The organism is Desulfoprunum benzoelyticum (assembly GCF_014201505.1).
GTDB classification, from domain to species: domain Bacteria; phylum Desulfobacterota; class Desulfobulbia; order Desulfobulbales; family Desulfocapsaceae; genus Desulfoprunum; species Desulfoprunum benzoelyticum.
Window position 1 is genome coordinate 103526 of sequence record NZ_JACHEO010000007.1, and the last position, 25822, is coordinate 129347.

The 25822-nt window shown below is 61.2% G+C and carries 20 protein-coding genes; 6 read left to right on the forward strand and 14 right to left on the reverse strand.

The annotated features are described in order from the left end of the window. Positions 1-21 precede the first annotated feature (21 nt). The 12 genes from HNQ81_RS08015 to HNQ81_RS08070 all read right to left on the reverse strand — a co-directional run bounded on the left by HNQ81_RS08015 (position 22) and on the right by HNQ81_RS08070 (position 16669). Positions 22-1011: a zinc transporter ZntB gene (locus tag HNQ81_RS08015; protein ID WP_183350142.1), complete on the reverse strand. Its 990-nt coding sequence runs from the start codon at positions 1009-1011 to the stop codon at positions 22-24. Beyond that, positions 1008-3308, reverse strand: coding sequence for a mechanosensitive ion channel domain-containing protein (locus HNQ81_RS08020; protein ID WP_183350144.1), 2301 nt, complete (start codon positions 3306-3308; stop codon positions 1008-1010). Before HNQ81_RS08020 ends, HNQ81_RS08015 begins: the two co-directional genes overlap by 4 nt. Before the next feature lie 494 nt (positions 3309-3802). Further along, positions 3803-4978, reverse strand: a complete 1176-nt coding sequence (locus HNQ81_RS17305; RefSeq protein WP_205240234.1) for a response regulator — start codon at positions 4976-4978, stop codon at positions 3803-3805. Continuing rightward, positions 4975-6057, reverse strand: coding sequence for a chemotaxis-specific protein-glutamate methyltransferase CheB (gene cheB, locus HNQ81_RS08030; protein ID WP_183350146.1), 1083 nt, complete (start codon positions 6055-6057; stop codon positions 4975-4977). Before cheB ends, HNQ81_RS17305 begins: the two co-directional genes overlap by 4 nt. Further along, positions 6054-8294, reverse strand: a complete 2241-nt coding sequence (locus HNQ81_RS08035; protein ID WP_205240233.1) for a hybrid sensor histidine kinase/response regulator — start codon at positions 8292-8294, stop codon at positions 6054-6056. The genes cheB and HNQ81_RS08035 overlap by 4 nt, the downstream gene beginning before the upstream one ends. Before the next feature lie 81 nt (positions 8295-8375). Continuing rightward, entirely contained in the window at positions 8376-10244 is a 1869-nt protein-coding gene (locus tag HNQ81_RS08040; RefSeq protein ID WP_183350150.1) for a HAMP domain-containing methyl-accepting chemotaxis protein, read from the reverse strand. Positions 10245-10259: 15 nt separating this feature from the next. Next, the gene (locus HNQ81_RS08045) at positions 10260-10859 is read right to left on the reverse strand and encodes a chemotaxis protein CheW (protein WP_183350152.1); all 600 of its coding nucleotides are present in this window, start codon (positions 10857-10859) and stop codon (positions 10260-10262) included. Between the two features lie 4 nt (positions 10860-10863). Further along, positions 10864-12294 (reverse strand): CheR family methyltransferase, encoded by a 1431-nt coding sequence (locus HNQ81_RS08050; protein WP_205240232.1) that lies wholly within the window; start codon positions 12292-12294, stop codon positions 10864-10866. A 4-nt stretch (positions 12295-12298) separates the two neighbouring features. Next, positions 12299-12784: a chemotaxis protein CheW gene (locus HNQ81_RS08055; RefSeq protein ID WP_183350156.1), complete on the reverse strand. Its 486-nt coding sequence runs from the start codon at positions 12782-12784 to the stop codon at positions 12299-12301. 443 nt (positions 12785-13227) lie between these two features. Continuing rightward, positions 13228-14016, reverse strand: a complete 789-nt coding sequence (locus HNQ81_RS08060; protein ID WP_183350158.1) for a TSUP family transporter — start codon at positions 14014-14016, stop codon at positions 13228-13230. Between the two features lie 117 nt (positions 14017-14133). Continuing rightward, complete coding sequence (locus tag HNQ81_RS08065; protein ID WP_183350160.1) at positions 14134-15951, reverse strand: ATP-binding protein; 1818 nt, start codon at positions 15949-15951, stop codon at positions 14134-14136. Position 15952: 1 nt separating this feature from the next. Beyond that, entirely contained in the window at positions 15953-16669 is a 717-nt protein-coding gene (locus tag HNQ81_RS08070; protein ID WP_183350162.1) for a response regulator transcription factor, read from the reverse strand. Positions 16670-16964: 295 nt separating this feature from the next. Here HNQ81_RS08070 and phoU point away from each other — a divergent pair, with 295 nt between their 5' ends. The 6 genes from phoU to HNQ81_RS08100 all read left to right on the forward strand — a co-directional run bounded on the left by phoU (position 16965) and on the right by HNQ81_RS08100 (position 23931). Beyond that, positions 16965-17624, forward strand: a complete 660-nt coding sequence (phoU, locus tag HNQ81_RS08075; protein WP_183350164.1) for a phosphate signaling complex protein PhoU — start codon at positions 16965-16967, stop codon at positions 17622-17624. Between the two features lie 66 nt (positions 17625-17690). After that, a complete protein-coding gene (gene pstC, locus HNQ81_RS08080) occupies positions 17691-19079 on the forward strand; it encodes a phosphate ABC transporter permease subunit PstC (RefSeq protein WP_183350165.1) in 1389 nt (462 codons plus the stop codon). Further along, a complete protein-coding gene (pstA, locus tag HNQ81_RS08085) occupies positions 19072-20373 on the forward strand; it encodes a phosphate ABC transporter permease PstA (RefSeq protein ID WP_183350227.1) in 1302 nt (433 codons plus the stop codon). The genes pstC and pstA overlap by 8 nt, the downstream gene beginning before the upstream one ends. 65 nt (positions 20374-20438) lie before the next feature. Beyond that, positions 20439-21479 carry a PstS family phosphate ABC transporter substrate-binding protein gene (locus HNQ81_RS08090; RefSeq protein WP_183350167.1) on the forward strand — a complete coding sequence of 347 codons (1041 nt, stop codon included), beginning with the start codon at positions 20439-20441 and terminating at the stop codon, positions 21477-21479. Between the two features lie 150 nt (positions 21480-21629). Continuing rightward, positions 21630-22472: a phosphate ABC transporter ATP-binding protein PstB gene (pstB, locus tag HNQ81_RS08095; protein ID WP_183350229.1), complete on the forward strand. Its 843-nt coding sequence runs from the start codon at positions 21630-21632 to the stop codon at positions 22470-22472. A gap of 685 nt (positions 22473-23157) precedes the next feature. Next, complete coding sequence (locus HNQ81_RS08100) at positions 23158-23931, forward strand: DUF6125 family protein (protein ID WP_240191713.1); 774 nt, start codon at positions 23158-23160, stop codon at positions 23929-23931. A 154-nt stretch (positions 23932-24085) separates the two neighbouring features. Here the strand turns inward: HNQ81_RS08100 and HNQ81_RS08105 are convergent, their stop codons facing one another. Together HNQ81_RS08105 and HNQ81_RS08110 are read right to left on the reverse strand one after the other, a co-directional pair. Then, a complete protein-coding gene (locus tag HNQ81_RS08105; protein ID WP_183350169.1) occupies positions 24086-24616 on the reverse strand; it encodes an NUDIX hydrolase in 531 nt (176 codons plus the stop codon). Positions 24617-24673: 57 nt separating this feature from the next. After that, the gene (locus tag HNQ81_RS08110) at positions 24674-25765 is read right to left on the reverse strand and encodes a saccharopine dehydrogenase family protein (RefSeq protein ID WP_183350171.1); all 1092 of its coding nucleotides are present in this window, start codon (positions 25763-25765) and stop codon (positions 24674-24676) included. Positions 25766-25822 lie beyond the last annotated feature (57 nt).

Below are 25822 nucleotides of genomic sequence, written 5' to 3' on the forward strand. Positions count from 1 at the left end.
GCTCGGCAGCCGTCTCCGATCTTACATCCATTTTTTGTTCTTCAGATATATCAGTTGCATGGCAAACACCACCAGAACGAGAAGGCAGAACAGAGAGAATCCCCACCTTCCCGAGGCCCCGGGTATTCCTCCGAGGTTGACCCCCAGCAGGCCGGCGAGAAAACCAAGCGGCATGAATATCGTCGCCACCAGAGACAACATGTACATCCGCTTGTTCATCTCCTCTGACAATTGACTCACCAGCTCCTCATGCAGAACGACCGAACGATCGCGTATCGAATCAAGTTCTTCGACATAGCGAAACAGACGATCGGCAACCTCACGCAGGCGCAACCGGTCGGCATCCTGCAACCAGGTTATTTTCAAGCTCTGGATGTATCCAAGGGCATCCCGCTGCGGGGCGAGATACTTACGCAATTCGATAATCTGCCGGCGCAGATTGGAGAGGAGCTGCCGCTGACTGCTGCCTTTTTCCATCGCCATCTCCTCCTCGAGCCCGTCGAAGATGATCTCGAAATCCTCGACCACATCACCAACCCGGTTCATCACGTATTCACACATCTGCGCCAGAAATTCACCCGGGGCGGCCGGTCCTGCTCCCGATTCAATCGCCGACCCCATATCGTCGATCGAGGGCAGAAAGCGCTGGCCCGTACTGAAAACCGCCTGCCCGTCAATCCACAGACGGATCGCGACCATGTCTTCGGGAACCGCCCCCGGATTGAGGTTGACCCCACGCAGTCCCATCAACAGACCATCATGAAAAGGCGTGCTCCGCGGCCTGGAGTCTACTGCGAGCAGATTCTCGACGACAAGGTAATCGAGGCCTTTGCGGTTTTTCAGCCACTGCTGGACATACGGATGACTGTAATCGAGATGCAGCCATAAAAATTTGCCGTCACCCGGCTGCCAGCGTTCAATCTCGGACCAGTTTATGGCGGTACCCCCGCCTTCGCCGTCGAGGATGAACGCCTTTACCAGACCGCCCTGCGCCGTGTTCCGATCGCTCATGAGGTTGTCCTGATGTGGATATCACGCTGGGGAAATGGAATTTCGATGCCATGGCGGCGAAAGGCCTCGTCGATCAGGTAATTCATCTCGCTGCGCACGCGAACCCGGCTGTCGATGGTTTTGAGGTGACAGAACAGATCGAAATTGAGCGAACTCTCGGCAAACTCCTGGAAGACGACATCGGGCCGGGGCGAACTGCCATCGACGATGACCTCGTCATGCCCGTTGGCGATCTCGAGTAACAGACGCCGTACCAGCGCGGTATCCGAGCCGTAGGCCACGCCCACCGAAACCTTCAGTCGTCCGCGATGATCGTTGAACATCATGTTGGTGACCGGCGAGGAGATCAGTTCCGAGTTCGGGACGATGACATCGGCACGGTCGAAGGTCTGGATGATCGTCGACCGGACGCTGATCTTCTTGACGTATCCTTCGGTCGACCCGGCGACGATCCAGTCGCCGCGTTTGATCGGTTGTTCAAACAGCAGAATCAGTCCGGACACGAAATTGTTGACGATATTCTGCAGACCGAAACCGATACCGACCGACAGGGCCCCGGCGATCACCGCAAGGCCGGAAAAGTTGACGCCGGCGATCGACAGACCGGCAATGGCGGCAACGACGTAGCACACGTACCCGGTCACGGTGAGGAGCGCCTCCCGGGTACTTTCCGCAAAGACCGCCTCCTGCTCCCATTTGCGGTTGAGTATTTTCTTGATCCACAAGGTCAGCGACCAGCCGACAATGAACAGGAAAACGCCGAGGACGATACGGGCCGGAACGATCAGCAGCTTGCCGATCTGGAAACCGTTGACCAGAAAACCCAGCAGCAACCGGGCGTACACTTCGGCAAAATCCCAGATCGCCACCAGCACGAGAAAAATCGACACCGCGATGATGAACTTGAGAATGGCCCGTAGCCATCCGATTCCCCTCAACAATTCATCTTCATCTCCGTCTTCGAGGAGGATGCCGAGCCTGTCAAACATGCGGTGTCGGTTGTCGTAAACGATCGCAAGGAGCCACTGGACGATATCCAGAAGCATGACCGTTGCGGCGAAAAGCACAAACGACCAGGCAAATCCGGCCAGCAGATGAGAAGAAAAGGCGCGAAAACCAAAAATCTCGAGATACAGGACAACCACCATCGCCACAAACAGCAGAAATCGGATTATCCGCCCTGTTGCCCGCAGAACCGGGAAAAAACCGGAGATCGTCATGATCGTCAGGGCCGTCAGGAAAATGGTGCTGCCGACAGCGACAAATCGAATGGGGAGAGCGACGGCATCAGGCACCAGATCGAGATCGGGGGCGCCAAGCATGAAAACGACAAGCGCCGCACCGGCGGCGGCACACCTCACCATCCATCGCTGCAGAATGTTCAACGAACCGCCGTGAGCCGACTGTCCGGTCGAACGGCAGAGGGATTCCACCAGGGCCGGGAGCAGGAAGGCCACCAGCAGAGCAGAAGAGAGCCATGGCAGAAAGGAGGTCGCTTCGTCCCCCGCCAGAAGCAGCCAGGAAACAGCGGTGGTTCCGACCACAATCCCGAGCCCGAGGCGAAACAGCAGCGAATGGCGGTTGATCAGGGCCACAAACCGGCCGAGACTGCCGCCTCTGTCCATGTTCAGATAGCGTTCAATCTTCACCGCCAGCATGCCGAACAGCCATATCGTCAGGCACACCGCCAGCAGCAGCGCCACAATCTGGTGTCCGGTCACCGCCAGAATGCCTTGCCGGGCCTTCGTCCAATCAGGCAGGAGCTCCTCGCCGGGGGTTCGGCGAAGTTCCGTCACCAGTTCCCAGAGCGGTTTCTCCTTGCCCAGAACCCGGCTGCGCTGGCCTTCCTGCCGTTTCACTTCCAGCTTCCGCAAGGCTTCCTGGCCGTTGATGGCAAGCAACCGGTATTCGCCCAGTTGCGCCTCCTTCAACTTGCGCATACTGCCCAACCCGTCACGCTCCCTGGCCATACGGGCCGATTCCCCCTCGACCTTGTCCCCCAGGGCCTTCAGGGCGGCATCGATCTCCACAACCTCTTTCTGCAGGATCTTCTGCTGCTCCTCACCCTGGCGCAGATGGCCGGCGATCTCGTTGCGCAACGATTCGTACTGGTCGGGATCCCAGGATTTTTTGTCAAGACTCCCGATCAGCTTCTTGATCTGCTGGTTGCCCTTGATTGGATCATAGATGGTGCTTTCGGTCGAAACCGGTTCCGCGACGGCCACCACCGGACAGATCCACAGCCCCGTCATCAGGAGAATGAGGACGATCAAATTCGAATATCGTATTGAGTGCATTGACGGGTTCCGAACTGAAGTTGACGGAAGGAAAGATGTTAACAATTTGGTTTTCTTAAATAAGATACAACAACACCGCCGCATTGAAAAGGAGAAACAACAGCGGGAAGGGTAGCGTCGACCGCCAGCGCCATCGACGCCCCCGGCACTGGAATTCATGACGGATGACCACGTCGATCTGATGGCAGCGAAATCGGTCAGGCACCCCGATCATGGCAAACCAGCCCCACCTGTAAAAAAAAAGACCTGCTACGGTTATCTGTAGCAGGTCAATATATGAAAAAGCCGCAGTGGGCCAGAAAGGTGATTTGACCAGGAAGGAACGCGGCGACGTGAAACACCTGCCGCCATGCGACACCGCAGTGTGTCGGGACCGGTTCTTTATCACAGTTCATCTGATCGTGCAAGAGAAAAAATGACAATGTTCTCATTATTTCAATCCGACGCTCGATCGTCTTTTCTGCAACAGGTGAGGGTGAAAGATCTTGGACACCTCACCCCTTATTTTTCGCCTGCATTATTTCATATACGTCCGGGTACAGTTTCTCCATGCATTGAGGGCAGATACCATGCGTAAAGGTCGCATCGGAGTGGTTCTTGATATAGGTTTCGATCTGATTCCAGTACCCTTGGTCATCACGGATCTTCTTGCATGAAGCGCAGATCGGCAGCAACCCGCTCAAGGTCTTGATATTGGCCAGCGCCTCCTGAAGATCACGGATGAGATTCTCCCGCTCCCGTTCCAGTTTTTTCCGTTGATCGACGTTGCGGGCGACGGTGATGCCGGCGATGATGCCCCCGGTCGCATCCTGCAGCGGCGAGGCGGTGATCTCGAAGCAGGAGGTGCCGCCGGCAACGGGCTTGATCATCTCGTGGGTATGGATCCCGCCGTCGCTGAAAGATTTCAGGACTGGACAGGATCGACAGGGGGCAGCGATGTCCCCGTATGCCTGATAGCATTTTTCTCCCCGATGATCGCCAAAGTACGAAATGTGGATCTGGTTTTGATAAAGAATGATCAAGTTCCGGTCATGGATGCTGATACCGTCGCCGATCGCGGCGATGATCGACTCGGTCTTCGCCTTTTCCTGTTCCAGTCGCTCATGCGACTCCCGCAGTTTCGTCTGCGTGACGAGCAGTTCCTGATTCTTATGATAGGCACTTTCATAGGTCGAGAGCAGGAGATCGAGGATCTGCAGGCGCTCGGCACTGATCCGATACGTATGGCCGGAGAAGAAGACCTCCGAACCCGTATCCGCTTTCGCGGTCTCGCGCAGTTCCCGGTTGGCGATGAGGTATTCGATGCGGGATATGATATACTTCTCGTCGTAGGGTTTGGTGATGAAGGTGTTGGCCCCGGCCTCGAGGCCCTTGATGACGTCGGTCGGTTCCGACAGCGAGGTGACCAGGATGACCGGCAGATCCTTCAACCGCTGGTCAGCCCTGATCCGGCGACAGAGTTCATAGCCGTCCATCTCCGGCATCACGATGTCGGTGACGACGATATCCGGCAGGCGGTTCTCCAGAAACTGCAGGGCCTCTTCGCCATTGGCCGCCAGCGAGACCTGAAAGTCCTTTTTCCCCAGGATATATCGCAGATGTTCGGCCTGCGTCCGGCTGTCCTCGACAATCAGTATGTCCAGATGATTTTCTGCCGCCGTTGTGTTCATACAGTTTCCCCGTCACTGTCTTCACTTGTGATCCCGGGCATGACAACGCTCGTCAAGACCCCGGCTATCCGCTCCGCGGGCAGCACATAGTGCGCCGCATGAAGCTTCACCGCCTCCCCCGGCATGCCGTACACTGCCGAACTCTCCTCGTTCTGGGCGATGGTGACGGCCCCTCTGTCCTTCATCAGCTTCAATTCCGCCGAGCCATCCTTTCCCATCCCCGTCAACAGGACGCCGACCGCATTTCTGCCGAAGGTCTCCGCAACTGACCGGAAAAGATAGGAGACGGAGGGACGGAGGCCATTTTCCGGCTGGTCACAGATGCAGCAGATCCTGCCGCTTGCCCCCATTTTCATCTGGTTACCGTCCGGAGCGATATAGACATGGCCGGAGCGTGTCATACTGCCGTGGAACGGCACATGCACCGGCAGGGAGGATGTCTGGCCCAGCCATTCGGCGAACCCGTGGATGAATCCCTCGGCCATGTGCTGGACAATCAGGATGGGCGCGGGAAATTCCTTCGGCAGGGCCGCCAGCAGCTTTTCGATCACCGGCGGACCGCCGGTCGACGCCCCGACCGCCACGACCTTCACCGGCCAGGGACGGCAGACAGGATTTTCCTCCGCCGTCGTCTGCGGCTGCGGCCGTTTTTGGCCTGTTCTGAACCAGCGCCGAACCACTTTGATTTCCGACATCAACTTGACGGTCGCGATCAGATTTCTGGCGTTCCGCTCGTGGTCGGGGTGGCCGATACCCAATGGCTTCTGCAGAACGGTGAGGGCACCGGTCTCTATCGCCTGGAACGAGGTCTCCAGCTCCCGCATATCGTAACTGGCGGTGACGATGACGATGGGGACGGGAGTGGTTTCCATGATGGTCCGCGATGCCTCAAAGCCGTCCATCACCGGCATATGGATATCCATGGTGATGAGATCCGGTTTGTCGCGGGCCACGAAATCAACCGCCTCTCTGCCATTGGCGGCCGAGCCGATGACCTCTATATCGGCATCGGAGTCGAGGATGTGCATCAACAGTTCCCGGGCAACGGGAGAATCGTCGACAACAAGGACCCTGATCATATCAGTCTCCCGATAACTTCCAGCAGGTTGCTCTGATCGAAACTGCTCTTGACGATGTAGGCGCTGGCCCCGACATCAATCCCGCGCTCCCGGTCCTCGCGGGACTCAAGCGCGGTCACGAGCACGACCGGCAGAGAGGCGAGTTTGTTGTCCGCACGGATCTTCGCGGTCAGGTCGAACCCGTCCATCCTCGGCATCTCCACATCGGAGACGACGATATCGAACTCCCCGCTTCTCAAGGCGGCGATCGCCTCGACCCCGTCGACCACCGCCTGGACTTCATATCCAGCGGCCTCGAGGATGTTTTTCATCAGCATTCTGGCCGTGATCGAATCCTCCACCACCAGAACGGAGTTGCTTTTCACCGGCGTTTCACCAGGATCGGCCATAAACGACGGCGCCTTTTTCATCGCGGTCTTCAGGAGGTCGGAAATATTGAGCAGAGGCACCACCCTGCCGTTGCCGAAGACCGTCGCCCCCATGATATTGCGGACCTGGGGAAGCTGCTGGCCGAGCGGTTTCACCAGCACCTCCTGTTCGCCGAGGATCTCATCGACCATGAACGCCATCCGCTTTTCGGCCGCGCCGACGACCGCCACCTGCATGAACGCCTCATCAACCGGCTGCCGGACAACAGCGGTCTTCAGCTCGAGCACATCCCCAAGCCTGACCAGGGCCAGCGGCCGGCCATCGATCACCAGCGTTTCGCGGTTCTCAACCGTCTCCACCTCCTCCCATCTGATTCTCGCCACCCGCTCGACATTGGAGGAAGGCAGGACAAACTGCTGCTCCGCGACCCTGACGAGGACGCCCCTGTACGTCGCCAGCGAGAGCGGCACGACCAGACGGAAGGTCGTCCCCTCCTCCGGCCCGGCATGAACGGTTACCGTGCCGTTGAGCTTCTCCACCTTCTCCCTGACAATGGCCAGCCCCAGCCCCCGCCCGGACAGATCGGTGATCAGGGGGCTCGTCGTCACCCCCGACCGGAACAGCAGCTGCAGCGCCTCCCGGTCGTCGAGGGCGGCGACCGCATCCGCTGCGATCATCTCCTGTTTGACGGCGGCGGAGACCACGCCGGCGAGATCGATCCCCCTGCCGTCGTCGGCCACCGCAATCTCGATCTTGCCGTTCCGCGACGCGACCTCTATCCTGACGACGCCGTGGACCGGTTTGTTCTTCTTCTCCCGCTCCGCGGGAGATTCAATGCCATGGACCAGACAATTGCGCACCATATGGATGAGCGGGTCCTTGAGTTCCTGCAGGATCCTTCTGTCCACCTTTATCTCTCCGCCTTCGATCGTCACTTCCGCCATTTTCCCTTCCGTGCGGGCGAGGTCGCGCACCAATCGGGGGAACATCTCGAACAGTGACGAAAAGGGCAGCATCAACGTTTTTTTCATATCGTAGAGCAGCGTATCGATCAGGGAGGCGGAGGCCCGATGATCGTCTTCAGACGCCCTGACCAGCGCCGTCAGCCTGGCGCCGAATGTGGGGATGAACTGTTCCGTCGATATCTGGCCGGTACCGGAACCAGTCCGGGGAATGGTAAAGGAAAGGTCTCGCTGCCGCTCTTTTTTCCATGCGTCGAACTGGTGCTGCAGTTCCTGCAATTCCGTCATCCGCTGCGTGGCGGCGATCTTGACTGCAACCATCTCCTCCGCCTGGAGCAGAAGGGCGTCGAGGGCGGCTGTGGCAATCCTGACCGTCTCCGCCCCGGCCGCCGCCGGCCCGCTGCCGGCCCCCTGATCCGGCGGTTCAGCGACATCCGGGCCTGGCGTCGGATGAAGCGGAGCCACCCTCTCCAACTCCACTGATGGCAGGTCCGCCGATTCGCCCGCAACCGGCTTGCCCGCTTCCGCAACCGCAGCCGATCCCGACCCGGCTGTCAGGCCGTGCAGTTGACGGATGAGATCGTTGACAACCGTTCCCGCGGCGACCGGGGCCTCCTTGCCGTCAACCAGCCGGAAGCAGAAATCGATCGTGTGATGGAGCAGGTCGCCTGCCTGCGGCGACAGCACCATACGGCCGTTTTTCAACGCCGAAAAAACACTTTCCACCGCCTGGCAGAGAGCAACGATATCAACCAGGTTCACCGATCGAGCCGCACCCTTGAGAGTATGGGTTTCCCGGTACATGATCTCGATGCTGCCGGCCTGATCCCTCGATCCGCCTTTCTCTAACCTCGTGAGTTCGATCGATATAACATTGAGATGCTCCCGGGCTTCAATCCTGAACATGGCAAGTAATCTTTGTAAAAACTCCGCGTCCCTGGTTTCCATGTCAGATCCCTCTCAGTTCCATTCCTCACGCTGCCCGCATCATACTTTGGAGCGTGACACCATCTCCTTGAGTTTTTGTCCGAGTTCGTTCAAGGTATGGGCGGCCTGTTCGGCCTGCTTCGTTCCCAGGACGTTCTGATGGGTCGCCTGTTTGATATTTTCCATCGCTATTGCCACCTGTTCCATCCCGGCCAACTGCTGCTGGCTTGACACCGCTATCTGCTCCGCCGCCTGGGCCGCCCCGCTGATGCTCTCCGCCAGTTTCCTGATCGATTCCCCGGACTCGGAAGCCTGCTTCACCCCTCCTTCCACCGCCTTGCTCACCTGCTCCGCCGCCAGCACCGACTTGCCGGTCGCCTTCTGGATATCGCCGAGAATTTTCCGCACCTGTTCCGTCGCCTGTTTCGATTGATCCGCCAGGCTCTTGATCTCCTGAGCCACCACCGCGAACCCCTTGCCGTGTTCGCCGGCCTTCGAGGCCTCGATCGCCGCATTGACCGCCAGGAGGTTGGACTGCTGCGCAAGGTCGGTGACCACCGTGATGATCTCACCGATAGCCTGGGTCTGCTCGCTCAGCATAACGACGCTCTCGGCGACGGTCTCCATCAGCTCCTTGATACGGGTGATCCCGTCAATCGTTTCGGAAACCGTCGACTTGCCCTGCTCGGCCACCAGTGCCGATTTCTGAGCGTTCTCCGAGACCCCCCGCGATTTCTTCGACGACAGCAGCGCCGTCTGTTTGATCTGTTCGACCGTCGCCGTCGTCTGCGTCACCGATGCCGCCGTCTCCGACATCCCGGCGGCGATCTGGGTCGTCGAGGCCAGGATCTCGCTCGCCGACGATGCCAGGACGTTGATGCCGTCGCTGATCTCCTGGGTTATCCGGCGACGAATGGTAACCATATTGGCGAAGGCATTCCGCAGGATGTCGTTGTCCGATGCGGGCTTTACCGGTACCGTCAGATCGCCTTCCGCGATCTGTTTGGATACGGTCGCCATCTCCCGGAGATAACCGGTCATATCGGCAAAGGCATTCCCCAGCACATCCCGGTCGGAAACGGGCCTGACCGTCGCCGTCAGGTCACCTTGGGCGATCTTCCTGGATATCACTGCCATTTCCTGCAGATACCGAACCATCGTGGCGAATGCCTGCGCCAGATCCCCGACCTCGTCCTGCCTGTCTTTGCTCCGGGTCGCAACCTCGAGATCCCCCGAGGCGATCCGCTGGGCCGCGGTCGTGATCTCCCGCAGCGGCTGGGCGATGATCCGGCTCAGATACAGGGCGACAACCACACCGAAGACAAAGACGAGGATACTGATGCCGATAAAGATCCGTGACAACCGCTCCGCCCGGGCATTGGCCGCCACGACCCGCTCCGTGGCCTGGGCGATGGCGGTGGTTCCCAGATCGACGGCGATTGTCCTCACCCGATTGTACAGTTTGTCCTGGACCGCGGCATCGAGGCTTTCGGCCTCGCTCGACTTCTCGTCATATATCAAAGAGATCTGCTGCTCCCTCACCCTCCGATACTCTGTCAGGGCGGCAACCAGTTCGTCGAACTGCCGCAATTCCCGGGGGTGACCCTGCAGTGATGCGGCGACGAGCTTGAGCCCCTCATCCACCTCCCTGGTCCTGGCGGCGATATCCCGTTCGAGTGCCTGCTGCCGGCCCCTGTCCGGGGTCATCATCATTTCGAGGAGCTGGGCATGGGCCCGATTCTGCGATGACCTCAACTTGAGCAATTCGATCGAAGGCAGAAAGTCGTCCCGAAACAGTCTTTCCTGCGACTGATGGATAGCGCTAAGACCTATGTAGGCCGCAATGATCAGTACCAGCATCAACACGATCATCAGGCCGAAACTGAAAAAAAGTTTTGTCCGCGTTGCCAGATCAACAAACCATTTCATATCTTCTCCCTGTGCTCATATATCGTGGTGGACAATGATTTTTCCGTCGGTCAGAATCCGGGCGGCATGAAGGATCACCAGCCGTTCCCCGGTCACTCCCTGCACAAATTCCTCCCGGATGCCGGTGAGGGTGGGGAGGGGTGGACCGATGGCGCTGACCGCAATAGTCCGCACCCCGAGAATCGCATCGGCCAGGATGCCGAACTCCATCGTCTCGTTGCCGATGATGATGACCTTGTTGAGATCACTGATCCCCTTTGCCGGCAGATCAAAAAATTTCTTGAGGTCGACGACCGATAGGATACGTCCCCGCACATTGATCAGGCCGAGGACAAAGGACGGGACCCCGGGCAGGGGGGTGTAGTCGCGGAGCGGATAGACCTCGCGGATGTAATGCGACCCAATGCCGTAGTGCTCGTGCGCCAGCAGGAATTCGACGACCTCGATGACCTCGGCGTCACCCTCTTTTTCCACCTTCTGCGCCAGTTGTGCGGCCCTTCGCTGCAATATCCGCCTGCTCTCCTCCGGACCTGGCGCATATCCGCTGTCAATCGCCACCCCCACCGCCTGAACCTTGCGATGGATCTCGTCCCAGTCAAACCTTCCCGTACCCATGTATTCACCCCCGACCTGCAGAACCCTGCATCACCTCAATCAGTTCGATCAATCTACCGGCGCTCATACCCTCGGCCTGCGGCGGCGCCTCGTCGTCGTCCAACGCCTGCAGCAGCGAACATGCCTTGGCCAGGTGCTTGCCCGCCTCCCTGCGCCGGCCCTGACCCTGCAGCAGATGGCCGAGGGCAAAATGGGCGATCGCAAACTCCTGGTCGATATACAGCGCCCGCTGCAGCGCCGCCACAGCCTCGGCCGTCCTCCCCATCTCCTGGAGGATGGTCGCCTGGAGATAGTGCAGCGTCGGATTGAGTTTGTCGTCCGGGATCACCTCTGCGCATACCGCCAACGCCTCCGCGAGCTTGCCCTGATCGGCCAGCAACCTCGCCTGATCCGGCGTTCTGCCGCCACCGGCGGCGGGGACCGGGACCCGAGGTTTCTCTGCAGGCCGGACTGCCCGGGCGACCTCGGAGGGTTCCCTGATTGCCCCAGTATCGGCAGGTTTCGGCATTGCCGCTGCAACAGCCGGCAGGGTCGTCGTCCGGGGGATGATCTCCTCCATCGTCGCCCCTTTGCGGTAGAGCACCGCCCCCGGAAACCGGACCGGATGGAGGTGGGGCAGCATGACGGCGCTGGGGACCTCGACGGGGCTGACGACGAGCCAGCCGCCATCGACCAGGCAGCGGGAAAGGCTGCGAATCACCGTCTCGGCTTTGTCACGCGAAAAATAGATCAGGACGTTGCGACAGAAGATGATATCTATCGCCCTGGCGGCATTGACAATCGCGGGGTACGGATCTTCGGCGAGATTGAGACAGGAGAAGGTCACCATCCGCTTGATCCGGGGGTCGATCTCAAATTTTTTTTCCCGTTTCTTGAAACAGCCCTCCTTGACCCACCGCGGCGTTTCCCGGAAAGACCACTCACCATAAACTCCTGCGGCCGCCTTCTTCAGCGATACAGGGGAGATATCCGTCGCCAGGATGGAAATTTCCCAGTCGTTCAGATCGGGAATCATCCGGGAGAGGAGGATGGCGAGCGAATACGGCTCCTCACCGGACGAGCAGGCGGCGCTCCAGATCCTGAGGTGCTGATCCCGGCCCCGGCGCGAGTCGATGATGGCGGGCAGCACCTGGGTTTCGAGGATGTCGAAAACCCGGCGATCCCGGAAAAAATAGGTTTCACCGACAGTGAGATGGCTGGCCAGGGTTTCGATCTGACGATGCGACAGGGCCGTGGCAAGCAGCCATTCGATGCACGAGTCGATGGTAGCGAAGCCGAACTCGCTTGCGGCAGAGCTGATCGCCCGTTCCAGATCACCCAGGCGTTCGGGGGGGAAATGCAGACCGAGGCGGGTTTCAACAAAGTCGCTGAGTCGTGCCAGCAGAGCGGGCCGGGATTCTGCCGCCCCGGTTGGGTGAGAGCTCAGGCTACGCACACGCTTATGCTTCCTGGTCGTCGGGCATCGGCAGGCCCGCCGCCAGCAGCTGCTCGATCTCATCATCCTCCGCCGAAGAGAGGAAACGCTCGAGATCGTAGATATAGACAATCCCCGCCCCGATCCCGGTGACCCCATGCAGATATTCAATGCCGGGATACACCTGATCCGGCGGGACCATATCCTCCCCGCTGAATTCCGCCACTCCGAGAACGTCATCAACGACCAGGACGACCGGCCGGCTCGCCGTGCGGGCAATGATCATCCGATGCTCCGGCACCGTCGCGATCACGGGCAGACGGAACAACCGGCGGATATCCAGCACCGGCAGAATCCGGCCGTGGACGTTCACCAGGCCGAGCACGATCGGGGGGGCCTGCGGCACGGGGCTGATTGCCACGGCCGGGACGACCCGGTCGATTCTCGTGACCTCCAGCGCACATTGCAGACCGGCCAGAGCGAACACCAGCAGCGTTTCCACCCCGCTCATGCCGTCCCGCCCGGCTGCCCGGCCAGCCCCTCGCCGGCAATGGACCACAGGAGCCTGCTCACCTGTTTCATGCTTGACACCCGTACCACTCCACCCCATTGGCGTTTGACAGGAGATGGGGAGAAAAATAGTCATTCGATCCCGATCCCGGACCGTCACCGGCGGCGGCCGTCCGCCCGGACCGGAAGCCGCCCCCCGGCGGGGAAGGCGGCGACAACAGCATAGCACATATATGTCCAGATATGACGGGAAAAATAAAGACAAATCCGAAGCATCGGGAATTTCACCCCTGCGGCCACGGGAGCGCAGCACTGCCGTCGCCCCGCGAGTGCCGAAAATCTATGCTACGAAGACAATGGCCCGTCCGCAAACGATATTTTCCCCGCACCCAACCCGGGTCGGCATTTCCGGCCGCAGGGGAGATGAGGTTTTCGTCTTTTGGCTCAGATGATCCCTGATCCGAGGGCAAAGGCGATGCCCAACAGGAGCAGACCGGTCACAGTCTGGACGGTCTTCATCGTGATTTTGTGGAGGAAGCGCTTGCCGATCACCACCCCGGCAAAGGCGGCGAGAGCCCCGGCAACGACCAGCCGCCATTGGCCGGCAGCGAACAGACCGGATGCGCCGACGGTCAGGAACAGGGTGAGGTAGGTCGTGATTCTGGCCACATCGACCATACAGCCGATAACGGCATTGGTGCCGACAAAGGCCTCGGTCGAGATCCCGACCTTGACCAGAAACGCCGACCGCAGCGCCCCCTGGTGGCCGGAAAACCCGCCGAAAAAGCCCGAGAGAATTCCCCCCAGAAACAGATACTTGCGATCGAATTGAAGCGATTTCAGCCTGGGCAGGAGTTCGAACAGGGCGAAAACGAACATCAGCACCGCCATGACGAGTTTGATCGGGGTGATGACGGCTGTTCTCGTGCCGACGGCATATCTGGCGATCTCGCCGAAATGGGCCACGTAGCCGAGAGCTGCGGCCCCGGCCAGGGCGGCGACGACCGCCGGCAGGCCGAATCGCCAGACGATCGCGAAATCGGCATTCTTGCCGACCATGGCGATCTTGAAGATATTGTTTGCCCCATGGACGATGGCGGTCGCGGCGACGGCGACCTCCAGCGGGAAAAACAGGGCAAAGACCGGCAGGAGCAACGTGCCCAGCCCGAATCCCGAGTACAATGTCAGGCCCGAGGTCAACAGGGCGGCCGTACAAACGACGAAATACGACATAATAGCCTCTTGTTCTCAATATTTATTTCAGCTGTCCGGTCGCGCCGGCCGGGAGAGGGGTACCGGTCGCGGCCGCAAGCTCTCCGAGCTGGCGCATCGCCGTTCCGCGCCCGGGGCTCAGGCCATTCTCCCCTTCAGGGTGATGATGAACTCGGAGCCGATTCCCTCCTGGCTGCGGACGTCGATCGTGCCGTCATGGGCCTGGACGATGTGTTTGACGATCGCCAGGCCGAGGCCGGTCCCGCCTTCCGTCCGGCTCCTGGCCTGGTCGCTGCGGTAGAAACGCTCGAACAGCCGCGGCAGGTGCTGCGGGGCGATGCCGCAACCGGTATCCCTGACCGCTATCGCCACCTGCGGTTTCCCCTCTGCATCGGCACGGACGGCAGCGGAGATCGTGACGACATCGTCTCTGCGGCTGTAGCGGATCGCGTTGACCACCAGGTTGACGATCGCCTGCTCGAGCAGGGTGTCGTTCATCGTCGCCAGGATCCCCGCCGGACAATCGACGGCGAGGCCGACACCGGCCTTCTCCGCCTCGATCCGGCAGGTCTGGACCGCGGCCTCGAGAACGGCGACGAGCGGTCCCTCGCGGAGATCTATCCCCCCGGCCCTCGACTCCTGCTCGATCCGCGACAGGGCCAGCAGGTCGTCGATGATCGCGTTCAACCGCTCGGACTGGCGCAGCACCGTCTCCAGGAACGGGATCGCGACCTCGCGGTTGTCGAGGGCCCCGTCGAGCAGGGTCTCGACATAGCCGCGGATCGAGGTGATCGGCGTTCGCAATTCGTGCGAAACGTTGGCGACGAAGTCCCGGCGGACGGTCTCGAGCCGCCGCAGCTTGGTGACATCGTTGATGACCGCCAGCGCCCCGCCCTCCTTTGCCCGGCCGTCATGCAGGCTGACGATGCGGACATGCAGCAGCTTGTCGCCCTCCCGGTCGCGAAAGATCATCTCCTCCTCCACCGGCTCGCCGGAGGCCAGCACCCGGCCGATCCGGACCTGCAGGTCGATGTTGCGGACGACCGCCTGCAGGAGCCTGCCGGGCGCCTCCCCGGCATCGACGGCGAGCAGGCGGGCGGCGGCGGCATTGATGCCGATCACGCGCTCGTCGTTGTCGATCGCGATAACCGCTTCGATCATGCTCGAAAAAACGGTATCCAACTGTTGCCGGTGGGTTTCGATCGTCGTGATCCTGTCATCAAGCATCTCCGCCATCCGATCCATCGATGCGGCAAGCGATACGACCTCGAGCGAGGCCGAATCGGGAAGGGAGGTCTGCATCTTGCGGCTGAAATCCCCCCGGGCGAAATCCTCGGCGTTGTGCTGCATTGCTTCGAGAGGACGGCTGATGCGGCGCGAGAGCAGGAGAACGAGCAGGCCGGCAATGGCGACGACGACGATCGAGCCGATGCCGATCCGCACCTGGATTCCCGCCAGGGCGCGATCGATGGCGGTCACCGGCACCGCCAGGCGCAGCACGGCCTCGACCGTCGCGACGCCGCCGGGGTGTGCCCGACGGATGGGAATGGCGGTGTACAGCATGAATTCGTTGAGGGTCTTGCTGAAACGCAGCGATTGCCCGGTGTCGCCGGCAAAGGCGGTGACGATTTCCGGGCGCTGCAGGTGATTTTCCATCGTCTCCGGGGTCTCGCTGGAATCGGCGAGGACCGTGCCGTCGGGAGAGATGACGGTGATCCGGGTCAGCGATTCCCGCCCGACCTGGAGGCAGAACGCCCGGAGCTCCGGCGGGTCGGCAAGCAACCGTTCGACCCGGGCCCTGACCAGCCCGGCCCGGGCCGTCAGATCGGCGCCGACATGATGAACGAAAAAGTCCTGGATGCTGGCGGTTGCATACCAGGTGACGGCAGCGATGCAGAGGAGGATGGCCGTCAGGAAGGCCGGGAATATGTGCCATAGGAGTTTTCTCTGTCTCATCTCACCTTTCCCCACTCCGTGTTGACTTGAAACGATAGCCGATGCCGCGGACGGTCTCGATGCTCTCGCCGGCCGCGCCGAGCTTCTTGCGCAGACCGTATATCTGGACGTCGACCGCTCGCGGGGTAATCAGAAAATCGTAGCCGCGGACGGCATCGATGATCTGCTGCCGGCTGAAGACCCACCCCGGTTTCGCCGCCAGTAGCGCGAGGATGCCGAACTCGGTCATCGTCAGGGCCAGCAGTTCACCATCGACGCGGATTTCATGCCGGCCCTGGTCGATCTCGATGCCGGCCCCGGTGATGATGGTGTGGCCCTCGTCCTCCCCTTCCGGCGCCCGGCCGCGGCGGAGAACCGCCTTGACCCGGGCGATCAGCACCTTGGGGCTGAAGGGCTTGATGATATAGTCGTCGGCGCCCGCCTCGAGACCGGCGACCACATCCTCTTCCTCACCCTTGGCGGTCAGCATCAATATCGGCACGGCCGCCCGGGTCGGCGATTCGCTTTCCCTGACGGCGGCGCAGACCTTTATCCCGCTCATCCCCGGCAGCATCAGATCGAGCAGGATGCAGTCGACCTCGTCGCGCTGCAGACAGGCCAGCGCCTCCTCGCCGGAATCGGCGCAGCTGACGTGGAAACCGGCCCTGATCAGGTTATAGCTCACCAGCTGCTGGATATCGGCATCGTCTTCAACGACGAGAATATGCGATTTTGCCATGTTGCTGAATGTTCCTCGCTTGTCTCTTCTTTCCCCCGTCGCCCCAGGGGGCAGGCCACCAGGCGGGGACCATCGCCGCCGGGGCCGGCCGCGGGCCATCACCGTGACGACCCCTTGCCCATGCGTCTCCAAATGTGCTGCATTTACCCCCTTGGCCGCAAGCGCAATCGACCCCCTAACCAAATTCTAACGAAGTCCTGATCGCAACGAAACACAAGACCGTTACGTTATCCCTAACATCAAGGACGACTCCCGTCCCGCAGACCACCTCGACCTCAGACAGGAAGAACGAGCGATGACAACCCATTTCACATTTCATCACGCGCTGATCAAGCTCAACAAGATGGTCCTCAAGATGAGCGCCATGGCCGAGGACCGGGTCCGCAAAGCGGCGACGATCATCAAGACCCGCGATCTCGAACTCATCCAGTCGTTGACCAACTCCGATTATGAAATCGACGAGATGGAGATGGAGGTGGAGGAAGAGTGCCTGAAGATCCTGGCCCTGCACCAGCCGGTCGCCAGCGACCTCCGTTTCATCATCATGGTGATCAAGGTCAACAGCGAGATCGAGCGCATTGCCGATCTCGCCGTCAACGTGGCGATGCGGATGCAGGCGATCCTCAAGAGCCCGCACCGGGTTCCGACGCCCTATGACTATAGCGGGATGGCGGAGAAGGTCATCACCATGCTGAAAATGAGCATCGATGCGATGACCAATCGCGACGTCAGGCTGGCCCGCCAGGTCTTCGTCCTCGATGACGAGGTCGATGCGATGCGTCTCGACGCCTATCTCAAGGTCAAGGACATGATCCGCAAATACCCGGAACACCCGGGCCAGTTGATCAACAGTTACCTGATCGCCCGTCACCTCGAGCGGATCGGCGACCGGGCCACCAATATCGCCGAAGAGGTCATCTACCTGGTCGAAGGCGAAATCGTCCGCTGCCAGTGAGACTCCGACAACAGATGCAACCATCCAACCGCCCCGCCGTCACCGCAACCGCCTGCTGAGGCCACCATGGACTTTCCCGCTCTGCTCCTCGTCCTCATGCTCCTCGCCGTCGGCGCCTATGTTCTCGGCGCCAGGAAGGCCATGGCGGCGGCGGCCGCCGGGGGCGGGATCCGCAGTCTCCATTCGCTGCCCAGTCACTACGGAATGTTGACCGCCGTCGCCGCCGTCCTGCCGGCCCTCTGCCTCGCCGTCGTGTGGCAGGCGGCCCAGCCTCCGGTCCTCACCGCCCTGCTCAAGGCGAGCCTGCCGGCCGAGACCCAGGCCCTCTCCGCCGGCGAGTTCAGCCTCATCATCAACGACATCACCAACGTCGTCGCCGGCAACTTTACCCCCGGCGCCGACCAGACGGTCATTGCCGAGGCGGCACAACGGTATATGAAGTTGCAGGACACTTCCGACCTGTTGCGCACCGGCATCGTCCTGCTGCTGGCGGCGGTCTCGACCGCCCTGGTCTACGCCCGCATCACCGCCCGGCTGCGGGCCAGGAACATCGTCGAAGGGGTATTGAAGGCGCTGCTGATCGTTTGTTCGGCCTTCGCCATCTTCACCACCATCGGCATCGTCCTGTCGGTGCTGTTCGAGGCCTTGCGCTTCTTCAAGATCGTGCCGCCCCACGAGTTCCTGTTCGGTCTCGACTGGAGCCCGCAGATGGCGATCCGTGCCGACCAGACCGGCTCCTCCGGGGCCTTCGGCGCCGTCCCGGTCTTCGCCGGGACCATGCTCATCGCCCTGATCGCGATGATCGTCGCGATCCCGATCGGCCTGCTGTCCGCGATCTATCTCTCGGAATACGCCGGCGAACGCCTGCGCACGGTCGCCAAACCGCTGCTGGAGATCCTCGCCGGCATCCCGACGGTCGTCTACGGTTTTTTCGCCGCCCTGACCGTCGCCCCCCTGATCCGCGACCTCGGCCTCTCCTTCAACCTCCCGGTCTCCTCCGAGAGCGCCCTGGCCGCCGGGCTGGTCATGGGGATCATGATCATCCCCTTCGTCTCGTCGCTGTCGGAGGACGTGCTCCACGCCGTGCCGCAATCGCTGCGCGACGGCTCGCTGGCCCTGGGGGCGACGAAGTTCGAGACGGTCAAAAACGTCGTCGTCCCGGCCGCCCTGCCCGGTATCGTCGGCGGCGTCCTGCTCGCGGTGTCGCGGGCGATCGGCGAGACGATGATCGTCGTCATGGCCGCCGGGCTCTCGGCCAACCTCACCGCCAACCCGTTCCAGGCGGTGACGACGGTCACGGTGCAGATCGTCACCCTGCTGGTCGGCGACCAGGAATTCGACAGCCCCAAGACCCTGGCGGCCTTCGCCCTCGGCCTGGTCCTGTTCTTCTTCACCCTCTTCCTCAACTTCATCGCCCTGCGGGTGGTGCAGAAATACCGTGAACAGTATGAATAACAACGCCCAACCGCCAGTCTGTTGCGACACCCCGGGCCGGTCGCTGAGCGAGCGGATCGGCCGGGACCTGCCGCGCCGTTACCGGGCCGAGAAACGTTTCCGGCGGCTCGGCCTCACCGCCATCGTCGTCGCCCTGTCGTTTCTGGTCTTCCTCTTCGGCTCGATCATCGGCAGCGGCTACAGCGCCTTCCGCCAGACCTACGTCGAGCTGGCCGTGACCTTCGACGAATCGGCCTTCACCAGCGAGAACCTGGCCGCCGCCGATTTTCCCGGCCTCGTCAAGCAATCGCTGCGGACGATGTTCCCGGAGGTCGAGGGTCGCGCCGCGCTGAAAAACCTGTACCGGATCGTCAGTCCCTCGGCCGCCTACACCCTGCAGGACATGGTCGCCGAAAACCCCAAACTGATCGGCACCACCCAGAGGATCTGGGTCCTGGCCGACGACGACGTCGACATGCTGATCAAGGGCCAGATCAGCGGCGCAGGGGAGGAGGCCAACCGCCGCCTCAAGGACGACCAGCTGGCCTGGATCACAACTCTGCGGGACCAGGGCCGGATCGAGACCCGCTTCAATACGACCTTCTTCACCGCCGGCGATTCCCGCGAGCCCGAACAGGCCGGGATCCGCGGGGCGGTCATGGGGTCGTTCTACTCGCTGCTGATCACCCTGCTCCTCTCCTTTCCGATCGGGGTCATGGCGGCGATCTATCTCGAGGAATTCGCCCCGGACAACATCCTGACCAATGTCATCGAGGTCAACATCAACAACCTCGCCGCCGTGCCGTCGATCATCTTCGGCCTGCTCGGGCTGGCGATCTTCATCAACTTCTTCGGCATGCCGCGGTCGACCCCGGTCGTCGGCGGCCTGGTGCTGACCCTGATGACCCTGCCGGTCATCATCATCGCCAGCCGGGCGGCGCTGAAGTCGGTGCCGCCGTCGATCCGCGAGGCGGCGCTGGGCATCGGCGCCTCGAAGATGCAGACGGTGATCCATCACGTCCTGCCGCTGGCCCTGCCGGGGATGCTGACCGGGACCATCATCGGCATGGCCCGGGCCCTGGGCGATACCGCGCCGCTGCTGATGATCGGCATGATCGCCTTCATCGTCGACATCCCCAGCGGTTTCACCGATCCGGCCACCGCCCTGCCGGTCCAGATCTTCCTCTGGGCCGACAGCCCGGAACGGGCCTTCACCGAGAAGACCTCGGCGGCGATCATGATCCTGCTCGCCTTTCTGATCGCCATGAACGCCACGGCGGTCTTCCTGAGAAAAAAATTCGAGATCAAGTGGTAACCCTTCAACCCGATAGTCTTAACTTCAGCACCAGCGGTATTCATCAACAACCCAAGGAGAACACAATGAAAGCACGCAGCATGTTTCTGGCCAGCGCCCTGACCATGACCCTGATCAGCAGCGGCACCGCAATGGCGGCCCGCGACTCGATCGCCATCGTCGGCTCGTCCACCGTCTACCCCTTCGCCACCGTCGTCGCCGAGCAGTTCGGCAAGGGCTCGACCTTCAAGACCCCGACGATCGAGTCGACCGGCACCGGCGGCGGCTTCAAGCTGTTCTGCGGCGGCGTCGGCGTCACCCATCCCGACATCACCAACGCCTCCCGGGCGATCAAGGACTCGGAGAAAGAGACCTGCGCCAAAAACGGGGTCACCGACATCATCGAACTGAAGATCGGCTATGACGGCATCGTCCTCGCCAACGCCAAGACGACCGAACCGATGGAGCTGAGCCGCAGGGAGATCTTCCTCGCCCTCGCCAAACAGGTACCGGACCCGGCCACTGACGGCAAGCTCATTGCCAACCCCTACAAGACTTGGAACCAGATCAACCCGGCCCTGCCCGCCACTGCCATCGAGGTCCTCGGCCCGCCGCCGACCTCCGGCACCCGCGACGCCTTCACCGAGATGGTGATGGTCGCCGGCGCTGAGGAGTTCGAGTTTATCAAGGCGATGAGCAAGAGCGACAAGGACGCCTTCAAGCGGGTCAGCGAGACCGTGCGCGAGGACGGCGCCTATATCGAGGCCGGCGAGAACGACAACCTGATCGTCCAGAAGCTGCAGGCCAACCCCAAGGCCCTCGGCATCTTCGGCTTCTCCTTCCTCGACCAGAACGCCGACGCCATCCAGGGCTCGCTGATCGAGGGCGAGGCCCCGACCTTCGACAACATCTCCGCCGGCAGGTATGCGGTCTCCCGGCCGCTGTTCATCTACGTCAAGAAGGCCCATATCGGCGTGATCCCCGGCATCAAGGAGTACATCACCGAGTTTTCGAGCGAAAAGGCGTGGGGTGACGACGGCTACCTCGCCGACAAGGGGATGATCCCGATGCCGGCCGAAGAGCGGAAGAAATACGCCGACGACGTCGCCAATCTCAAGACCATGTAATACAAGGCAAGCAGCCGGCAGGCCGGGGCGATGATGGTCCCGGCCTGCCACCCTATCGCCACAACCCATTTCCAGACAGCCAACCGCGGCATTTCAACAATGTTTATGAAACTGACATCCGGACCGGCAGGAAGCACCAGGCAATCGACCATGGAAGGAACCGGTTTTGCCGATTCCCGGCAGCAGGAAGCCGGAGCGGTGGCGCAGCGGCAGACCGTCGGCGAGTCTTTTGTCGCCGATCCCCGGATGACCGCCAGGGACGTTGCCGTCTACTACGGCGACAAATGCGCCATCCGCTCAATCAGTATCGATGTCGGCTGCAACGAGGTGCTGGCGATGATCGGCCCCTCCGGTTGCGGCAAGTCGACCTTTCTCCGCTGCCTCAACCGGATGAACGATACCGTCCCCGGCTGCCGGGTCACCGGCGAGATCCGGCTCGACGGCGAGGACATCTACGCCCCGTCGGTCGATGTCGTGCCGCTGCGGGCCCGGGTCGGCATGGTCTTCCAAAAACCGAACCCCTTCCCCAAGTCGATCTTCGACAACGTCGCCTACGGCCCGAAGATCCATGGCCTGACCCGCACCAAGGCCGAACTCGAGGAGATCGTCGAGACCTCGCTCAGCAAGGCCGGGCTGTGGGAAGAGGTCAAGGACCGCCTGCAGGAACCGGGGACCGGGCTGTCGGGCGGCCAGCAGCAGCGGCTGTGCATCGCCCGGGCCATCGCCGTCAGCCCCGAGGTCATTCTGATGGACGAGCCGTGCTCGGCCCTCGATCCGATCGCCACCGCCCGGATCGAAGACCTGATCGCCGAACTGCGGCTGCAGTACTCGATCGTCATCGTCACCCATGCGATGCAGCAGGCATCGCGGGTGTCGCAACGAACCGCCTATTTCCACCTCGGCGACCTGATCGAGGTCGGTCCGACCGAACGGGTCTTCACCAATCCCCGGCACCGGTTGACGGAAGATTATATTACCGGCCGGTTCGGCTGACAGGGCCTGAAGCGGCGGCGGCAGACAATAAGAAAAAAGCCCGGCGGAATCTGTCCGTCGGGCTTTTTTTCTTATCGAGGGGGCGCTGAAGACCCGGGGAGGAAAGGGAGTATGCTGCGGGCAAAAACATTCATCTTCGGTCGCTCTGCCGCTCGGCCAGCAATGCCTCGACAACCGTATTGGCATGGAGTCTCGCCACATCGCAGGCTCTGGCGCGGTGTAGCCTCCGCCGAGAGTGATGACAAGGGGCATATTTTTGCTTTCTTCAATGCCATTGTTTCATCACTGAAGTTGAGAGTTTGACAGCTCCGCGCTCATCGGAGCGGGAGATGGTGGTGCGGCGGCGGGCTTTGTCGCCGTTTCGGTATCCACCGCCGCACCCTGACATTGCCGGAAATGACCTGCAATCCGATCACCCCTGGTCCCGTCGGGACAAAACGAATCGATAGAGCCCCGGCGACAAATGTGCTACTGTCAAGCAGGGTTCCGGGGAGAGTGGAGTATTCCTTGTTGCCCGCAGCGGCCTTCGCCAGAGGTGGTGAGACGTATCTTCGGAAGACCGCCGATTCGTTTTTATATCGATATTTTTTTATGCTTTTCTCCACCGTTGAAACCATTTCGGCTATCAAAAACCAAGGGTTGCAACTCTACGCGCCGCTACTTACACACAAAGGAGGAAGAACCGTTGAACGAACAGATGCCCGCCCAGACCCCGAAAGACCTCGACCAAACCGAACTCGCCCGCTACATCATCAACCTGTTGCAGCGCACCATGGTCCATTACGCCGTCTGGTTCACCGAAGTACGGCACCAGATAGGCATGGAAACAGCCCTGGAGGTCTTGCAGGAGGCAACGGACAAGGGCTTTGACGTCCAGATGAACCGGCTCGCCAAAACCCTGGGCTTTGAGATGAAGGAAGGCGTTCCCGCCCCGCTGCTCGCCCTTTCCCGCGACAACCTGCTGGCGCTGATGGACAGCGTCTCCGCCAACTGGCTGGCCAACGACGGGGTGTGGTTTCAGGCGGTGGAATTCACCCACGGCATGAACGATGCCAAGCGCTGCAATGATTCGGCCTGGGCCCAGTTTTCGCCCTTTGAGGCCTGGACCATCAAAAAGTTCCTCAACATGCCCGAACATCCAGGCCTCGACGGCCTGAAAAAAGCCCTGGGTTTCCGGGTGTACGCCAATCTCAATATTCATTCGATCGTCGATGACGGGCCGTCCAGCTTCACCTTCCAGATGAATGAATGCCGGGTCCAGTCGGTCCGGAAACGCAAGAAATTGGCGGATTATCCCTGCAAATCGGCGGGGCTGGTGGAATATACCTATTTCGCCCGCGCCATTGACGACCGCATCCGCACCGAATGCCTGGGCTGCCCGCCGGACAGCCACCCGGACGACTGGTTCTGCGCGTGGCGGTTTTTTATCCCCGCTGAACCATCAGAGACAGCACGGTGATATGCAAGGGAAGCGGCATCCAAGACCGCATCCCCCCCATCGCCGCGCCACATCAGCTACGATACAGCTGGGTTGACGATCACGAAGAGGCCTTCATGGGCTGCGGAGGCCTCTCTCCCCTCTCCAGATTCCCTCCAGCGGTTGCCATCCCCCTTCAGATACCGATATCTACAACCCGAAAGGGAAATGCAGCTTTTTCCAAGTCCTTGCAATACCATTTCAAAGTTTCGGATATTGCCGAAAAAGCCAGCTCATCCCACGGGATTTCAGCGGGTGAGAAGAGCTTGACTTCCAGGCTCTCGCTACCGGAATGGAAGTCATCATTGATCAGCCGGGCACGGTAGATAAAGTAGAGCTGGTTGATGAACGGCAGGTTGACCAGGACATAGGGTTGCAGATCTGCAACCTGGGCCCACGCCTCCTCCAGGGTTTCACGGACGGCGCAATCCGAGAGCGTTTCCCCATTCTCCAGCCATCCGGCGGGGAGTGTCCACATATTCCGCCGCGGCTCGATCGCCCGTCGGCAGAGAAGGATTGTGTCGTCCATGACTGGCAGAGTGCCGACAACCATTTTTGGATTTTCATAATGGATGGCGCCGCAACTGTCGCAGACGAATCGTGGCCGGCCATCGCCCTCCGGTATCCGCAGCGTCACTTTTGCACTGCACTGTGTACAGAAATTCAAGATCGTATCCTTTATCAAACCTTTTGTATCGGCCTGGGAGCCTGACGGCAGAGCGGCTCACTCCAGCTTCCCGCCGTGGGGTTGTCCAGCATACAGCCGGCCGTTGCAGGTGGCCAGGAAAGCATCGAGGGGAATTGTCTCCTGCCTGATGAACCCTGTGGCCGGCAGCCGGCCCCGGGCCACCAGCTCCACCACGGCGCAGATCGAGGCGGCGGTGGTCCAGGCGATGGTCCGCCGGGTGTCGCCGGCGATCGCCACCGGCAGGTAGGTGCGGACAAACTCCTCGCGCAACAGGGTGCCGGCGATCCAGCCCTCGACCGAGACATGGATATGGACCAGGTCGTCGTTGACCGGCGGCTTGGCGTTGACGAGGATTTTGCCGGCATGGGCCCGGTCCTGGCGCAGCAGCAGCTCATGGAGGAAGAAGTTCATCAGGGCGGCATGGCCGGGATAGCGGATCGATTTGTAGTCGAGGTTGTCGACCCGGCCCTCGAAGGTCTCACACATCGTCCCGAGCCCGCCCGAGGTGGTGAAGGCCTCGAGCTGCAGGCCGTTGATCACCAGCTTCTCCACCCACTCCAGCGGCGATACCCACTTCCGCACCCCATCCTCGATGACCTCGCAGTCGTTGAGGTACTCGTTGACGACCCCTTCCGGCGACCAGTTGAAGGCATAGCCGAGCAGGCCGGTGGGATGCTGGGGCAGGGCGCCGACCCGGAGCCTGATGCTGCGGATCCGCTCGAACCTGGCGGCCAGCGAGGCCCCGACGATGGCGATGAAGCCGGGGGCGAGGCCGCACTGGGGCGCCATCACCGTCCCGGCGTTGCGGCTCAGGGCGATGATCTCCCGGGTCGTGTGCACGTCTTCGGTCAGGTCGAAATAATGGACGCCGCAATCGGCGGCGACCCGGGCCACCCCGAGGTTGAAGTGATAGGGCAGACAGGAGACGACCGCATCCCTGCCCCGCAGCGCTTCGGCAAGAGCGGCGGTATCGGCGACATCGAGGGCCTGGACGGTGAAGGGCGGGTTGCCGGGGGGATGGCGGTCGGCGGCGGTGACCGCAAATCCGGTTTCATGGAGCAGCAGGGCGACAAGGTGGCCGACCTTGCCGAGGCCGAGGACAAGGACGGAGTTGATTCGATCCGGCATGGTACGCCTCCATGGCGAAGCAGGGGGAAGCAACAGCGACAGGTTCCCGAGGCGTCA

Excerpts from the sequence above, each read along its gene's own strand:
- HNQ81_RS08070 (WP_183350162.1), bottom strand. The coding sequence starts at position 16,669 with ATGGCAAAATCGCATATTCTCGTCGTTGAAGACGATGCCGATATCCAG.
- HNQ81_RS08055 (WP_183350156.1), bottom strand. The coding sequence starts at position 12,784 with ATGAGCGGGGTGGAAACGCTGCTGGTGTTCGCTCTGGCCGGTCTGCAA.
- HNQ81_RS08110 (WP_183350171.1), bottom strand. The coding sequence starts at position 25,765 with ATGCCGGATCGAATCAACTCCGTCCTTGTCCTCGGCCTCGGCAAGGTC.
- HNQ81_RS08015 (WP_183350142.1), bottom strand. The coding sequence starts at position 1,011 with ATGAGCGATCGGAACACGGCGCAGGGCGGTCTGGTAAAGGCGTTCATC.
- HNQ81_RS08035 (WP_205240233.1), bottom strand. The coding sequence starts at position 8,294 with ATGTTCAGGATTGAAGCCCGGGAGCATCTCAATGTTATATCGATCGAA.
- HNQ81_RS08060 (WP_183350158.1), bottom strand. The coding sequence starts at position 14,016 with ATGTCGTATTTCGTCGTTTGTACGGCCGCCCTGTTGACCTCGGGCCTG.
- HNQ81_RS08040 (WP_183350150.1), bottom strand. The coding sequence starts at position 10,244 with ATGAAATGGTTTGTTGATCTGGCAACGCGGACAAAACTTTTTTTCAGT.
- phoU (WP_183350164.1), top strand. The coding sequence starts at position 16,965 with ATGACAACCCATTTCACATTTCATCACGCGCTGATCAAGCTCAACAAG.
- HNQ81_RS17305 (WP_205240234.1), bottom strand. The coding sequence starts at position 4,978 with ATGAACACAACGGCGGCAGAAAATCATCTGGACATACTGATTGTCGAG.
- HNQ81_RS08065 (WP_183350160.1), bottom strand. The coding sequence starts at position 15,951 with ATGAGACAGAGAAAACTCCTATGGCACATATTCCCGGCCTTCCTGACG.
- HNQ81_RS08090 (WP_183350167.1), top strand. The coding sequence starts at position 20,439 with ATGAAAGCACGCAGCATGTTTCTGGCCAGCGCCCTGACCATGACCCTG.
- pstA (WP_183350227.1), top strand. The coding sequence starts at position 19,072 with ATGAATAACAACGCCCAACCGCCAGTCTGTTGCGACACCCCGGGCCGG.
- HNQ81_RS08045 (WP_183350152.1), bottom strand. The coding sequence starts at position 10,859 with ATGGGTACGGGAAGGTTTGACTGGGACGAGATCCATCGCAAGGTTCAG.
- HNQ81_RS08020 (WP_183350144.1), bottom strand. The coding sequence starts at position 3,308 with ATGCACTCAATACGATATTCGAATTTGATCGTCCTCATTCTCCTGATG.
- pstB (WP_183350229.1), top strand. The coding sequence starts at position 21,630 with ATGGAAGGAACCGGTTTTGCCGATTCCCGGCAGCAGGAAGCCGGAGCG.
- pstC (WP_183350165.1), top strand. The coding sequence starts at position 17,691 with ATGGACTTTCCCGCTCTGCTCCTCGTCCTCATGCTCCTCGCCGTCGGC.
- cheB (WP_183350146.1), bottom strand. The coding sequence starts at position 6,057 with ATGATCAGGGTCCTTGTTGTCGACGATTCTCCCGTTGCCCGGGAACTG.